Annotated in this window: 12 protein-coding genes and 1 pseudogene; 10 read left to right on the top strand and 3 right to left on the bottom strand. The window is 36.9% G+C overall.

The window, feature by feature from the left end; all coding sequences use genetic code 11:
* Positions 1-225 (top strand): annotated as a pseudogene (locus EGI22_RS16945) (transposase); the annotation flags it as partial.
* A gap of 106 nt (positions 226-331) precedes the next feature.
* Complete coding sequence (locus tag EGI22_RS16940) at positions 332-1,201, top strand: transposase (protein WP_262925449.1); 870 nt, start codon at positions 332-334, stop codon at positions 1,199-1,201.
* Positions 1,202-2,146: 945 nt separating this feature from the next.
* Here the strand turns inward: EGI22_RS16940 and EGI22_RS16935 are convergent.
* Positions 2,147-5,095, bottom strand: coding sequence for a reprolysin-like metallopeptidase (locus EGI22_RS16935; RefSeq protein WP_255069613.1), 2,949 nt, complete (start codon positions 5,093-5,095; stop codon positions 2,147-2,149).
* 293 nt (positions 5,096-5,388) lie between these two features.
* On the opposite strand from EGI22_RS16935, the gene EGI22_RS16930 reads away from it, so the two are divergent.
* Complete coding sequence (locus tag EGI22_RS16930) at positions 5,389-6,900, top strand: sulfatase-like hydrolase/transferase (RefSeq protein ID WP_255069612.1); 1,512 nt, start codon at positions 5,389-5,391, stop codon at positions 6,898-6,900.
* Positions 6,901-6,960: 60 nt separating this feature from the next.
* On the opposite strand, the gene EGI22_RS16925 is transcribed toward EGI22_RS16930, so the two are convergent.
* Both EGI22_RS16925 and EGI22_RS16920 read right to left on the bottom strand, forming a co-directional pair.
* On the bottom strand, positions 6,961-7,821 hold the full coding sequence (locus tag EGI22_RS16925) for a glycosyltransferase family 2 protein (RefSeq protein ID WP_255069611.1): 861 nt from the start codon (positions 7,819-7,821) through the stop codon (positions 6,961-6,963).
* Between the two features lie 78 nt (positions 7,822-7,899).
* The gene (locus tag EGI22_RS16920) at positions 7,900-8,757 is read right to left on the bottom strand and encodes an AraC family transcriptional regulator (RefSeq protein ID WP_255069610.1); all 858 of its coding nucleotides are present in this window, start codon (positions 8,755-8,757) and stop codon (positions 7,900-7,902) included.
* A gap of 125 nt (positions 8,758-8,882) precedes the next feature.
* Between EGI22_RS16920 and EGI22_RS16915 the strand changes: the two genes are divergently transcribed.
* The 7 genes from EGI22_RS16915 to EGI22_RS16885 all read left to right on the top strand — a co-directional run bounded on the left by EGI22_RS16915 (position 8,883) and on the right by EGI22_RS16885 (position 15,558).
* Positions 8,883-9,662 carry an SDR family NAD(P)-dependent oxidoreductase gene (locus EGI22_RS16915; protein ID WP_255069608.1) on the top strand — a complete coding sequence of 260 codons (780 nt, stop codon included), beginning with the start codon at positions 8,883-8,885 and terminating at the stop codon, positions 9,660-9,662.
* Between the two features lie 122 nt (positions 9,663-9,784).
* Positions 9,785-10,672, top strand: a complete 888-nt coding sequence (locus EGI22_RS16910; RefSeq protein ID WP_255069607.1) for an ROK family protein — start codon at positions 9,785-9,787, stop codon at positions 10,670-10,672.
* A gap of 19 nt (positions 10,673-10,691) precedes the next feature.
* Entirely contained in the window at positions 10,692-11,495 is an 804-nt protein-coding gene (locus EGI22_RS16905; protein ID WP_255069606.1) for a sugar isomerase domain-containing protein, read from the top strand.
* A 6-nt stretch (positions 11,496-11,501) separates the two neighbouring features.
* Positions 11,502-12,533: a methionine synthase gene (locus tag EGI22_RS16900; RefSeq protein WP_255069605.1), complete on the top strand. Its 1,032-nt coding sequence runs from the start codon at positions 11,502-11,504 to the stop codon at positions 12,531-12,533.
* A gap of 39 nt (positions 12,534-12,572) precedes the next feature.
* Entirely contained in the window at positions 12,573-13,421 is an 849-nt protein-coding gene (locus EGI22_RS16895) for an MBL fold metallo-hydrolase (protein WP_255069604.1), read from the top strand.
* A 19-nt stretch (positions 13,422-13,440) separates the two neighbouring features.
* Positions 13,441-14,355 (top strand): sugar phosphate isomerase/epimerase, encoded by a 915-nt coding sequence (locus tag EGI22_RS16890; protein ID WP_255069603.1) that lies wholly within the window; start codon positions 13,441-13,443, stop codon positions 14,353-14,355.
* 3 nt (positions 14,356-14,358) lie between these two features.
* Entirely contained in the window at positions 14,359-15,558 is a 1,200-nt protein-coding gene (locus tag EGI22_RS16885) for a Gfo/Idh/MocA family protein (protein WP_255069602.1), read from the top strand.
* The last annotated feature ends 1 nt before the right edge of the window (position 15,559 follow it).

Genomic DNA, 15,559 nt, shown 5'->3' with positions numbered 1-15,559 from the left:
CCTTCAGAATATGAAGGAGATAAATTAGAATCCAAAGGTTTTTTTGACGAAGAAACTGTTCGGGATTTTCCACTTCGAGGGAAGCCCTGTTTCTTGAAAATCAAGAGACGTAAATGGTTAAATCACAACTCTGGGAAAATAGTTTATAGGAATTGGGAAATTGTAGCAAATGGAACGCGAATGACAACGGAATTCGCGACTTTTTTAAAAGGAGCTTTTAGATAATACACCAATTAGCTGTAAAACACTTGGGGAGATTTTTCATTTAGATGGAAAACGTTTTCAAGAACAATATGCAAGTCATCTTAGTGGATATACGAATTGGAGTCAATTGGATCATGCAGAAAAATGGATTTTATTTCCTGAAAACATAGGAGAATACCTATCATTGGACGAAACCTGCCTATCTAATGGCGACCTGTACACTATATTAACCAACAAAGCTGCGAAAGGCCAAAAAGGGGCTTTGGTAGCAATGATAAAAGGAACAGTTAGTGATACAGTAATAGAAATTTTAAATAAAATTCCAGAAGCAAAAAGGAAAAAAGTAAAAGAAGTGACACTAGACTTGGCTCCAACAATGGAGAGAATAGCAAAGCGTAGTTTTCCCAAAGCTAAACGAGTATCAGATAGGTTCCATGTTCAAAGATTAGCAAGTGATGCCGTACAGGAAATAAGGATAAATCACAGGTGGAAAGCAATAGAACAAGAGAATAAAGAAATAGAATTAGCCAAGAATGAAAAGAAGAAGTTTATCCCAGAAATACTGGAAAATGGAGACACTTTGAAACAATTATTAGTAAGAAGTAGGTATTTATTATATAAAAGAGAGGTCAAGTGGTCTCCATCACAGGTGCACAGAGCAGAAATATTATTTAAACTATATCCAGATTTAGAAGAGGCGTATAAATTAAGTATGGATCTTTCAAATATTTTTAGTCAATCAAAAAGTCGATTAATAGCATTTAAAAAACTAGCACTTTGGTACAATAAAGTAGAAAATTTAGAGCTGAAATCCTTTACAACAATCTCAAAAACAATCCAGAATAACTACGAGAACATCTTAAATTATTTTGATAACAGAAGCACAAATGCATCAGCAGAATCATTTAACGCAAAAGTAAAAGCACTAAGGAGCCAATTTAGAGGAGTTAGAGATGTAAGTTTTTTCTTATTTAGATTACAAAAAATCTATGCTTAATCACCCCCCAACTTTTTTGCTTGATCCGAGATGGGCAGGCCACCCTGCGGCAGGCGTCCATGTCAGGTCCCCGGTACCAGGAAGGTCTTAGATTAATTTCTAAGGCCTTTTTTGTTTTTTATTGAGTCTTATCGCTTGTGCGGGGAGATGGGCAGGCCACCCTGCGGCAGGCGTCCCTGTCCCATCCCCGGTACAATTAGGTCTTAAAGCTTCGGTTTTAAGGCCTTTTTTGTTTTTTTGCTGAGTCCTATCCCTCGTATGGGGGCGATGGGCTGGCCTTCCTGCGGCAGTCGTCCCTGTCCCTTTCCCGGTACTGAGAAGGCTAAAAAGAGCGAACCAAACGAAATAAAAGAGAGTATAAGTTGTTAATTTTAAGTAAATTACGATCTTTTTTTGTTTTAGGCTTTTCGTTTCGTTGGTTAGCTTTTTCTCTTAATCCGTCACAATTTCGTCACAATTTTTGGAAAAATATTTTTAGTGTTCTGAATAAAAACTTTGACTTAAAGTAACCTGCATATTCTAATGCGGATATTCCGGCTTAAAATGATTCACTGTATATTCCAGTATAACCTGTGCCACTTGATGTTTGATTTGATTAGAAACTTTGGGTAAAAAATATCGTGAGGGCTATTAAACTTTATCTATGAATTAGCTACGTTTAGTTTTATGATTGCTTAAAAAGGGTAAATCACGAAGATATCTCAGTCGAACCACTGAGATTATTGCTATACTTTGGATGAGCATGATCATATTTTCAATTCTTATCCCCATAATTTTCTAGAGAGCTATAAAATAATTTAAAACTCATATCTAAAAATTCAGAGAAGCCTTTGGTTTTCAGGTAGCTTTTGATTTATATCATTTCTAATAAATATGTATTGTATCCCTAATTATAAATACCAAGAAGCTATTCTCTCATAAGTGCAAAGGCATATAAAAGATCCATCAATTACACCCAGCCATTATTTTTGTTAAATAAACGGCATTACCCGAAACCACAAATCCAGGGTTCATAAGAATAAAATTTCCTGCTTGATAAGTTGTATTTCCCCCTGTTATTGCATTTTGTGCTGTTATTGATAGATTTGCTTTTTGTGTAGACGTTCCCGTGGTTATGTTATTTACAGGTGAAACAAACGTAAGTGATTGTGGGCAGGAACCCAATAAAATCTTTAGTGTTTTTGTATTTGCACTAAACAAAATGCAACCGCCTGTATTATATGCTTGATTAAGTGTTTGGTTCATAAATGTTGCTGGGTTTATAGCATTGGCATATTGTAGCCCATAAACGGTATAAGTTCCCGAAGCCAAAGAAGTAAAATTAGACGTTGCCGAAACTGCACTAATTTTACTTGTAGCTTGATTTACTGCAACATAAGTATAACTAAAACCTACGGGGTTTGTCAAAATTTCAAGCATATCGCCTGTACCTTGAACACTAAACGTGATACTTGTATTACTATTATTCAAATTGTATAACAAAGCGTAATAAGTTGTACACTCATTTAAGGTAATAGCTCGTGAAGAAAACCAACCAATTGCCTCATAAGAATTCCCTCCTACAAAATTATTACAATTGTACGTTTGTGCTGAAAAAATACTATAAACGGCATTGCCACCAATTCCCGTACTTGAAATTGTATAACTTCCTGTTTGTGAAACCCTAAAAGGCACTAAAACTGCTGCCGAATTCCCCCAACCAGACACTTGACAAGTAGAATAAGTATCATTGGTATTGTTGATTACTGGAAATGTGCCTGCACCACTTGTGCTAAAAGTTTTGCTATTGCCAACAACTTTACTTGCGGTAATAAAGCCTAAGCCTAAATTAAATACCGCATTTCCAGATTCATTCGTAACTGTAGTTGTTGGGCAAATAAGGGTCGTAGCTGCCAAACAAGAAGAAGTTATGGTAAAATTTCCGTCAGAAATATCAAAAAACTCAGCAGTGGAATTACTTGTACTTGCTATTTTTATTCTGCATGTTGTTGAACCTACCACATTCGCAGGGATAGTCAAAGTTGCAGAGCCGTCATTGGCTGTATTTGTGGCCAAGGTATAATTAAATGTATTTCCTCCATCAATTGAAAGCAAAATATTGATATTTGCACTCAAAGTATTCGTACCATTAACAGACCAAGTAATAGTTTGGCTGCTTCCTGCGGCGATTGTTCCGCCACCATTTGGAGAAGTTACTAAAAATGGTCCTTTTGTAGCATTAACATTTATAATCCTACTATCTGAATCTACACCTCCGCCGCCCATTCGGTTATCTCTAACAGTAAACCTAAAATTCATGGTGCGATTTACTTGTGGCAATGCTTCGCCGGCATTGGCAGCAGGAGCATTTGCATTGTTCAAAATATAAGCCAAATCTGGAAACATACGAGTTGGACTAGCCGAAATTCTACTACGAAATAATGGTGCCGAGGCTGTACTATTGACTGCTGTATAGCCACCAACACCATTTACAGTTGCACCAAAAGCCCCCTTATCATTAGCAGTGGCAACATCGTATTCGTCCCAAGAATAGCTCAAAACATCAGCAGTATTTGGGTCGGTTGCTGTTCCTGTCAGTGAAAATGGTGTGCCTTTCGGAATGGTAAAAGCTACTCCTGCAGTAGCTACAGGCGGCGTATTTCCCGTGGCAGTTGAGGTGAAACAATTGCTTACTGTATTTATTTTAATAAAAATCTGCTCTATACTTTTGGTATGAAAATAAGTTTCACTGTTTGGTGAAGCCAAAACATAATTGCTTGGTGTGGAGCAATTACCTCCATAACCCATTAAAGTTGAGCCGCTACCAGGTTCGATGGCTGTGTTTGCATCCCAACCGCCAGTACAAAAAGTTGCATTTCCTGGATTTCCTCCAACTGCATTAAAAGTATGCCAAGCATTAAATTGATGACCCACCTCATGGGCATATATACCAACAATTAGACCCAAAGAGGCACCAGTAGTGAACTCAGTCCAACCAGTGGCTTTGTTTGCATTAACGCAAGGAGACCCCCCTGCTTGTCCACTTGCACCAAACCCCGCACCTCCAAGCGTATTAAAGGTATGCCCAACATCATAAAGATTATAAGCCAGCCCATTTGGCAAGCCGCTATTGGCATTTAAAACATTAAATCCAGCTTGTGCATTACCTGCATTGGCGAAATTTGGATCAATCACAAAAGGGTCGGCAGGGTTAGAAGCACCTGTAAATATAAGCGACATAGAAGTTGAGGTTTGTGTAATTAACGAAAACCTTACTGAAACCTCCAGCTCATAAATTAAATTATTGGCATTTACAATCTCTATAATTTTATCACGAGCTTGTATTTGCCCACCTAATGCATTTGTCATGTTGGTTGTAGCTGCCGCTGCCATGCGGTAAGTACGAAGTTGGGTTCCATTTGGAAATGGAGCAATACTCAAAACTCGTCCATTTTTTGTGGGTTGTGTTGATGCTTGTCCATCTACATTACACTTGCCTTGCCCGCCTTCTACCATATTATAAATGCGATAAATGCCTGCTTTGGCATCAATAGGTTCGATAAAATAATAGGCATTGTCAAGATGAATAATTGCTGTAAATCTTGTGGAAGTAATTGTAAACCTTACTTGACCCCTTTTGTCAAACGTTTCTCCACTATATGTTTTCACATCAACAGGTTGATTTTCCATAATGGGAGATTCTTTTACTCGAAAATCCATTGTATTTCCATTATTAACAGGAAAACTGAGAATTGGAAGCAATTCCAAATTTGTAGAATTGGCTGTTTTAAGTTTATTTGTAAAATCTGAAAGGTTGATTTTTACTTCTCGGCCAATTGTTGAAATATTTGCTTCTTGGGCATTCGCAAAATAAAAAAGACATAAAAAGGGTAGAAGGTAAATTGTTTTTTTCATTGGGCTATTATTTATTAATATGAAGATAGATTCAAACTCAACCTAATACAAATTTACTACTGCATTTTTATTCAGAGGTTTGAGTTTTCTATATTTTAAGTTTCTTTGTATTCCAAAAAGGATTGCCTTTGCTAAATCTTATGGTTAGTTTTCAAATAATCGATTCATTTTTTTTCTTAAAAAAAATTTAAACCAACTTTTTGAACACAAATCGAATAAAAATTTCTTCTTAAAATCTTTTTGGTAGTTTTATTATATTCGTAAATTAATCTTCTATTTTAAAATACGTAAGAATGAAAAGAATTAGGGTTTTGTTATTGTCTTTATTGCTATTGAATTTTTCTTTCAAAGCTTCAAAAGAAAAATTAGATAAACCCAATATCCTATTCATTTTTACTGATGATTATACCTATAAGGCTGTCCATGCTTTGGGAAATAAGGTTGTGAGAACTCCAAATATTGACCAGCTAATAGCAGAAGGAACTACCTTAACACATGCCTATAATATGGGTTCGTGGAGTGGGGCAGTTTGTACGGCTTCAAGATCAATGCTTATTTCAGGTTTGAGCGTCTGGCGGGCGAATGAACATCGCAAAAGTTGGTTGAAAAACGATTCAGTTGCGAGGAAGAATACTTGGCCTAAACTTATGGAAAGTGCTGGATATGAAACATATATGAGTGGTAAATGGCATGTTGATATTCCTGCTGATAATGTTTTTATGCATACTGAGCATATTCGAAATGGCATGCCTAAAGATGCTTGGAGTCAGAATAAATTAGAAGCATATTATAAAAAGGGAGTTATAATTGACGTTGATTTTTTAGCCAAAACTATGCCCAATGGATACAATAGGCCGCTCACTGAAAATGATGAATCTTGGTCGCCTTATGATACAGGTAAAGGTGGATATTGGGAAGGCGGTAAGCATTGGAGTGAAGTTTTAAAAGATGATGCTCTTGGTTTTATTGAATCCGCTTCGCAAAAAAATAAGCCTTTTTTTATTTATTTGGCCTATAATGCTGCCCATGATCCAAGGCAATCTCCTCAAAAATATGTGGATATGTATCCTTTAAAAGATATTAAATTGCCTGAAAATTTTCAAGAAGATTATACCCTCCATTCTGAAATTGGCTTAGGTCCAACCCTTAGAGACGAAGCTTTGGCACCTTTTCCAAGAACTGAATTAGCCATTAAGACCCATTTGCAGGAATATTATGCCATAATTTCACACATGGATGAACAAATTGGATTGATTTTGAAAGAATTAGAAAAGAAAGGTCTTCGAGAAAATACAATGATTATTCTAACTTCAGACCATGGTTTGGCAATAGGTAGCCATGGATTGATGGGAAAACAAAATATGTATGATCATAGTATGCGAGTTCCATTAATACTTTCAGGCCCTGGGATTACTAAAGGGCAAAAAGTTGAGGAAGATGTTTTTATGCAAGATATTATGGCAACAGCATTGGATTTGGCTGGTGTGAAAAAACCGAATTTCGTGGAATTTAATAGTTTGCTGCCTTTGATAAATCAAAAATCTAAAAGGGGGAATTTAGAAAAAGGTGTTTACGGTGCATATTTAAACTTGCAAAGGATGATTAGAAAAGATGGTTACAAACTTATTCTTTATCCAAGGGCTAACAAGATTTTGTTGTTTGATATGAAAAATGACCCTAATGAAATGAGAAATTTAGCAGAAAACCTTAAGTATAAAGAAAAGGTTAAAAGTTTGTTTATAGACTTACAGAAATTACAAAGGGAATACGATGATAAGTTAGATTTAAGCAAGATTGAAATTTGAAGGAGATCAAACAAGCTTTTTTAAAATTCAATTTTAAAATGAAAACTACTAAAAATTAATTCAATCTTTCTTGCCCTTTTTTAAATTCTCCTCAAAAATCTTAGCATCAACCAAAAATCTAAACCAAAAACCTTGCAAGAAATGAAATATGAGGCCTTGTTTTCCATCTAAAAAACCTAGTTTGAAGAAATAACGGTATAAAAAGTAAGAAATTGAACGCCAGAAGATAGGCATGCTATAATATTTCAAACGCATGTAGCGGCGTTGCTCCATGGGATTGCCGTTTTTGTCAGGCTTTATGGTATTTGTGCCATCTTGCTGTGCTGTTAGATTGATGGCATCTATGGCTTCCAAAGTTGACCATTTGTTGTGCCTTTCTGTAAAATTCGTTAGAGTATCTGTTATTGTGTCTATTATGTCGCCTTTTAGGATGATGCTTTCGCCTTCTATTACAAAATGTTGGTCATAGAGTTTGTCTTCGCAATACCCAAAGCCTTTTTTGAAAATCACGCCATGGTAAATTGGGTAATGGCCACCACGTTTAACCCATTTCCCCAAAAACATAGTTTTTCTTGAGGCCATAAAACCTTTGATATTGTCAGAAAATCCTTTTGCAAAATGTGCCACAACTTCATCTTTCAAGGTCTGACTAACCTCATGATCAGCGTCGATGTTCATGATCCAATCATTGCTGATGGCTATGTTTTGCAAAGCCCAGTTGCGTTGAGCAGAGTAGTTTTCGAAAGGATGATTGTAAATGTTTTCAGTAAATTTTTTAGCAAGATTTACAGTGTTATCTGTCGACCCTGAATCTACAACGATTATTTCTGATGCCCAATCTTTTAAGCTTCCTAAGCAAGTCTCAATGTTTTTTTCTTCGTTGTAGGTTAATACGATTACGCTTAAAGGAATCTTGGGCATTTTTTTATTTTTTGTAAAACTTTCTCAAAGATAAGGGATTGCATTAAATTCTTTAAAATTTGAACTAATTATCCGTGTCTATTTCAGCTTTCTATATTGTTTTGGACTAATATTAAAGTGTATTCTAAACTGCCGGTTGAAATTTGAAAGGTTTTTATAGCCTGATTCATAGCATATTTCAATCACACTTTTGTCGGTCTCTCGCAAGAGTTTACAGGCATGATTTAGCCGAACGCCAATAAGGTATTCTACAAAAGTCTTTTGAGTTCGAGCCTTAAAATACCTGCAAAATGCAGCTTTGGATAAATTGACTTCGTCTGCTATTTTTTCAATAGATATGTCTTCTTTGAAATTTTGAATAATCTGATCAAAAACTATGCTCATTCGCTCGGAGTCTTTTGAGCTTATTCCCTCCATTCCGATGTCTGAAAGTGTTTTTATCTCATCTGCATCGGCCATTATCCTAAGAATCTCAAATAAGCCTAAAAATTTTTCTAATGCACTTTTTTCAAGGTTCTTTCTTATGCGTTCATTGAGAATGTCTCTTGTTTTTCCATAAAATGCCAAACCAAATCTAGCTTTTTCTAAAACCTTTTTGATGCTTGCAAATTCTGTTAATTCAAAAAAAAGTTCACCAAAACTATCTAAGCGGAATTGTAAAACTATAGAGGCTGGTTTAGGATTTGAATCTATTGAGTAATGAATATCATCGGCTCTAAACCAATGCGGAAGATTGCTTCCTAACAGCATAAGGTCATTTTCTTGATATTCTGAGGTATGGTTTCCCACTACTTTTTTGCCAAATCCCCCATCGCAAAGCACTATTTCGTATTCTTCATGATAGTGCCACGGGGTTTCGAAATATGGAGAAACGTATCGCTCGTAAACAAACGACGAATCTTTACTATTGGGAAGTCTTTGGAGTAAAGGTTTCATTAAATAGTCAATATAGTATCGTACTGATTTAAAATAATGGTGGTTTTTGGTAAAAAAGCTTAATAGTTTTGAATAATTTTAATACAAATAAATACTTTTTCAATAAAAGTAATATTTTTTTGCTAATGCTGAATGATAAAAAGATAGTAATAATAGGCGGAACTACTGGCTTGGGCTTTTCTGCTGCTAAAGCATTTGTGAAAAACGGTGCCAAGGTAATTGTAGTTGGTAGAAACCCAGAAAGTTGCCTTTCGGCAGAATTGGCTTTAGGTGAGTCAGTTAGAGCCATAAATGGAGATGCAACTGATCCGAAAACTGCTTCCGATGCAATTGAAACGTGCTTGACAGAGTTTGGGGGATTCGATGGTCTTTACCATGTGGCTGGTGGTAGCGGAAGGAAATATGGTGATGGTCCTTTACACGAACTCACTTTAGAAGGATGGCAAAAGACTTTCGATCTTAATCTAACCAGTTTGATGCTTTCAAACCAAGCTGCAGTTAGAAAGTTTTTAGAATTGGAAACGCCAGGCACAATTCTCAACATGAGTTCGGTTTTAGGTTTTTCACCTTCGCCTGAGTATTTCGTGACACATGCCTATGCTGCGGCGAAGTCGGCGGTTATAGGTTTTACGAAATCATTGGCAGCATATTATGCAAAAAACAATATCCGAATCAATATTTTAGCTCCAGCCTTGGTAGAAACACCTATGTCAGCCAGAGCCAGCACGAATGAAAAAATCATGAATTTCATAAAAACGAAACAACCATTGGATGGCGGAAGAAATGGAAAGCCAGAAGACTTGGATGGTGCAGCGGTATATTTTATGTCTGATGCATCCAAGTTTTCAACAGGACAAACCTTGTACGTTGACGGCGGTTGGGAGGTTTCGGAAGGACAGTATTAATTTGTTAATTGGCTAATTAATAATTTGTTAATGAATTTTGTGTTGTAAATAATATTATAAATAATTTTCCCATCTTCTATGGAGAAGGGTAAGGTGAGCCCGACGTTTCGAGGAGGTAAAAAATGAAAGCAGCAATTGGTGTAGACTTAGGCGGGACAAATGTGAAAGGGGTTTTGCTAGATGAAAATGGCGAAATACTTCAGAAACATTATATCCCTACCAGTGACGAGGGTGACGAAAAGTGGAAAGTGAATGTATTGGAAATGGTAAAATACCTTAAAGAGAAAAGCCAAAATCCAATCGAGATCATTGGTCTGTCAGCTCCGGGCTTGGCAGATGCTGAGAATTCGTGCATCGCTCATTTGCCCAATCGCCTGTCTGGATTAGAGAATTTTGTGTGGGCAGATTATTTCGGAACCCAAACTTTGGTATTAAACGACGCTCATGCCGCATTGATGGCCGAAGCAAAATTTGGTGCTGTAAAGGAATATAAAAATGCGATTTTGCTTACTTTGGGCACTGGTGTTGGTGGTGGAATTTTGATAAATGGAGAATTGTACCAAGGCTTAAGTCAGATGGCGGGGCATTTGGGACATATATCTATCAATACCTTAGATGATGAGCGAAGTATTTTGGGTATTCCTGGTAGTTTAGAATATGCTCTGGGTAATTATTCTATTGAAAAACGTTCCATGGGGAAATTTAAATCTACCCATGAATTGTTAAAAGCCTATGGTGAAAACGACAGTTTTGCAAGATGGCTTTGGCTGGATGCTGTCCGTAAATTGGCCATTACGATGGCTTCCTTAATCAATGTTTTTTCGCCTGAAATCATCGTTTTGAGTGGAGGAATTACTTTAGCTGGTAATTTGCTTTTTGAGCCTTTACAAACTTTTATTGACCTATACGAATTTCGACCTAAAGGCAAAAAAACTAAAATAGAAAAGGCACATTTTGATGATCTTTCAGGAGCGATAGGTGCCGCGGCTTTTGCCTTAAGCAAAGCTTAAATATTTAATCTAATTAACAATGACTTATACAAAACAGTATTTAGAAAAATGCCAGCAAATGATAGACACAGTTGCGGCTCAAGAAAACCAAATTTTGGCAGTAGCGAAAATCTTTGCTGAATCTATATTGGCGGGTAGAATGGTGCATGTGTTTGGAAGTGGGCATAGCCGCATTATGGTGGAAGAAATGTGGCCGAGGTACGGTTCTTTTCCAGGATTCAATCCAATAGTCGAACTTTCGCTAACTTTTCATAATTTGGTTGTAGGTGCCAACGGCCAACGTCAGGCCATGTTTCTTGAAAATGTTTCCGGATTGGCGGAGCAAATAATTAGGAATTTTGATGTTTCAGAAAAAGATAGTGCTTTGATTATTTCGTCATCTGGGTGTAATGTGGTACCTATAGAAATGGCAGAGATTTTCAAATCCAAAGGCTTAAAAGTGGTTGGATTAAACACCAAGTTACACTCCGAGGCAAGTACTTCAAAACGAAAAGATGGTAAAAAGCTGCAAGATTTTTGTGATATAGTATTGGATTCAGGAGCACCTCTCGGTGATGCCATGATAAAAATCGAGAACTTAGAAACGCCAGTGGCACCCGGTTCTACTGTTGGTTCTTGTATGTTGATCAATTCCGTCAAAGCCGAAGTAGCTAATCTGTTAACTCAGGCTGGCCGACCACCAAAAGTATTGACAGCAGGAGCAGTGGTGGGTGCTGAAAAAGCCGCAGGATTGTTCCAAAGTGCTTATGATGAGCATGCTCACCGGATTTCAAAAATGTACAAATCAGTTGGCGTCGAATCTTATGTGTCTGAAAATCAATAAAATAATATGCAACAAATTCCAATAAAAACCACTGTTGTAGGCTCTTGGCCATTCCCAAGTTGGCTAGAATTTGCCTCTCAAAGTCTTGATAAATTTGGCCCGGCAGATGTCAATGAAATGATTGAGGATGCAGTGGTAAACGCCATTCATGACCAAGTGACTGGCGGATTAGACGTAATCACAGACGGTGAACAAACCCGATTAGACTTTAATCTTTCGTTTTATGGTTTCATAAAAGGCTTACAGGCCAATCACGAAGAAACGCGTAAATATGGTCCACCTGCACATGACCAAAGGGGTAAACATACGGTAGTCGAAAAACTTACTGCTCCAAAAGGGCTTGGTGTGGTGGAAGAGTACAATCGTTTGAAACGTTTGGCTCCCGAAAGTAAAATTTTAAAAGCTTCTATTCCTGGCCCATATACATTATCAGGAAGAATGTTGCCAGGTGAAATTTACAAAGACCGTTGGGAAATTACGGAGGCTTTGATGCCTTTGGTGGCCTTGGAACTGGAAAAATTGGTAGAAGCTGGGGTACAAGAAATTTGTATTGACGAGCCATCGATGTCATGTTATGCTTACAAAGAAGACACCAAACGCTTTGTAGATATTTTTAATCGAACAGTTAAAGGAATCGTTGGCAAAACCAGAATTGGTACCCATTTGTGTTTTGGGAATTTCAAAGGTCGTTCGATAGGAAAGAAATCCATAGCACCTATGTTGCCAGATTTTCTGGATATGACTGTAGACGAATTACACACAGAAATGTGCGTTTTGAATTTTGCCGAAGTCCATCTTTTAGAACGTTTTGCAGAGAAAATGGATGTGGCTGTGGGTGTAATTGATGTGAAAAGCTATTATATCGAAACGGTGGAGGACGTAAAGGAACGGATTCAAAAATGTTTGAAACATGTATCTGCCGAAAAACTCGCCATTGCACCTGATTGTGGATTATCTCAAACAGCCAGATGGGCTTCAAAATTGAAGATTGCTAGCATGTGCCAAGCAGCAGATGAGATGAGAAAAAGATTGAAATAATTTAAGAGGTTTTATAGGCATTATAGAAGAATTATTAAAATGATAAAGGCATTTCAAAAAGGACGGGCTTTAATAGAAGATATTAAAAACTTTGAATCAAGCGAAGGTTTTAAAGTTTGGTGGTTGGGTCAAAGTGGATTTTTGCTGAAATTTAAAGGTGAAACTATTTTGTTTGATCCTTATTTATCGGATTCATTATCAGTAAAATATCAAAATACAGATAAGCCACATGTAAGAATGAGTGAGTTAGTTATTGGGCCGATTTTTTTGGAAAACATAAATATTGTAACCTCCAGCCATAACCATACTGACCATTTAGACGCAGACACTTTAAATCCTATTTTTGAAAATAATTCTGATATAAAATTTATTATTCCTGAGGCCAATCGTGCTTTTGTAGTTGATCGATTAAAATGTGCCGTAGACTATCCTATCGGAATGGATGATGGGAAAAATATTAAAATTGGAAATTTTGAAATAATTGGCCTTCCAGCTGCTCATAATAGTTTAGATAAAGACGTATCAGGTCAATGCAAATTCATGAGTTTTGTTGTGAAATTCGGAGATTTTGTGGTTTATCATTCTGGTGATACACTTTGGTATGATGGTTTGGAAGAAAGACTTAAAAGCTTCAATCTAGATTTAGCTTTTTTGCCTATAAATGGAAATAGACCAGAACGAAAAGTTGCAGGAAATTTAAGTTTTCAGGAAGCAGCCGAATTGGGAAAAATAGCCCAAATAAAATGTGTGGTTCCTCATCACTATCATTTGTTTGAGTTTAATACCGAAGACCCTAAAAACTTTGAAAATGCTTGTAAAAAAATAGGAACTCCTCACAAAATTTTGGAACTTGGTCAAGGATTTGAAGTAAATCCAATCAAGAATTAAATCTAAAGGGTTTTTAAAAATGAAAAGAAGAAATTTCCTTGCTGGGCTTCCGGCCTTTTCTTTATTACAAAAATTTGAAGGCTCTAAAATCCCATTTCCTATTAGTAGCAATTCCTACAATTGGGGAACTTTTTATGATAGAGAAGGCAAAAACTGGGGAGCTAACTTGGAAGCAGATATGGCTGAATATGCCAAAACAGGTCTTCAGGCTTATGAACCTAGTCTAAGCAATGCAAATGAAGCCAGAAAGCTTATTGAAGTTTTGAAAAAGTTTAAAATCAAAATGCCTTCTGTGTATATAGGGAGTGTGCTGCATGAAGAAAAAGAGATTCAAAAATCTGTTAAAAACATTCAAGAAATAGCTGAAGTAGTAAAAAGATACGGAACTAAAATAATTGTAACAAATCCTAATCCCATAAACTGGGGTAGCGACAAGTTAAAATCAGATGAGCAACTTATCCTCCAAGCTAAAACACTGGATAAAATAGGAAAATCGCTAAAACTTGACGGAATCAAACTTGCTTACCACACCCACGATGTCGAACTCAAAGCTGGTGCGAGAGAATTTCATCATATGTTACAGAATACTTCTCCCGAAAATCTGTTTTTCTGTATGGATGTTCATTGGATTTATCGAGGTTCGCAAAATTCACAATTGGCCGTGTTTGATGTAATAAAAATGTATGGTAATAGAATAGTTGAACTTCACATACGTCAATCAAGAGGTTACGTTTGGCAGGAAATATTTAGTCCAGATGCTGATATTAATTATAACCAAGTGGTGAGAGAATTGCTAAATAAAAAAGTGAAGCCACATTTGGTAATAGAGCAATGTTTAGAAAAAGGGTCACCCAATACTATGAATGCAGTGGCAGCTCATAAAATGGATTTAAAAGAAGTACAAAATACATTTAAACTATTATTACAACCTTAGATTATGTTAAAAGTTTGCATTTTAGGAGGCGGATTTATTGGTCGTTTTTATGCCGAATCGCTTATTGGCCGTCGTGGTAAAGACGAAGTGAAGGTGGTGTATGCAAGAAGAGAAGAAACCGCTCTTAGGTTTTCGAAAGATTATAATGTTCCCTATTATTTTACAGATATGGAAGCCGCTATTGCACATCCTGAAACGGAAGTGGTGGTGATTGGTTTACCCAACAATATCCATGAAGAGGCGGTAAATCTCTGTGTAAAACATAAAAAATCAGTATTATGTACCAAGCCTTTGGGAAGAAACGCAGAAGAGGCTCTCAGAATGACGAAAGCTTGTGAAGAAGCTGGCGTTTTTGCAGGATATTTGGAGGATTTATGCTATACCCCAAAGTTTTTGAAATCTTTAAAAAGCGTAAAAAGTGGTGCAATAGGACGTATACTTTGGGCAAAATCTCGTGAGACACACCCTGGTCCACATTCAGATTGGTTTTGGGATATAGAAAAAGCAGGCGGTGGTGCTGTCCTAGATTTGGGCTGCCATTGTATCGAAATCGCAAGGAATTTTATTGGAAAAGACATAAAGCCGGTGGAGGTTATGTGCTGGGCAGATACGCAGGTAAAACCCATCGACGCTGAGGATCACGCTATTGGATTGGTAAAATATGAGAATGGAGCCATTGGTCAATTTGAAGTTTCTTGGACATTCAGAGGAGGTATGGATTTACGAGATGAAGTGATGGGAACTGAAGGCACAATTTGGGTGAATTCTTTTCTAAGAACTGGCTTTGAGATGTTCACAACGGGTGCCGGTGAAGGTGGATATGTTGCCGAAAAAGCAGAGTCTTCAAGCGGTTGGCAGTTTCCTGTGGGCGACGAAGCACATGAACTTGGCTATCCTACAATGTTCAACGATATGTTTGATGCCATAGAGCAAAAACGTGAGCCTTTGGAGACATTTTATGATGGATATGTAGTTAATGCCATTATAGATGCAGCCTACAAATCAGCTAAAACAAAACTTTGGGAACCTGTTGAATTGCCTGAATGGCGTGGACAAACTGGCTTGACCAAACCTTCCGTTTATACCGAATACGATGCTGAACATTGGTTTATCAAAGATGAAATTTTGCCCAATGGTGATAAAAAAGTAATCCTGAAAAATAAAGAGACAAAGGAGATAGTTGAGAAGGTAAGCTTATCTTAAG

Origin of the sequence: Lacihabitans sp. LS3-19 (assembly GCF_024343575.1) — a bacterium.
In the GTDB taxonomy this organism is placed as follows: Bacteria; Bacteroidota; Bacteroidia; order Cytophagales; family Spirosomataceae; genus Leadbetterella.
Note: the sequence above shows the minus strand (reverse complement) of the source record. Positions and strands in the feature narration are given on the sequence as shown.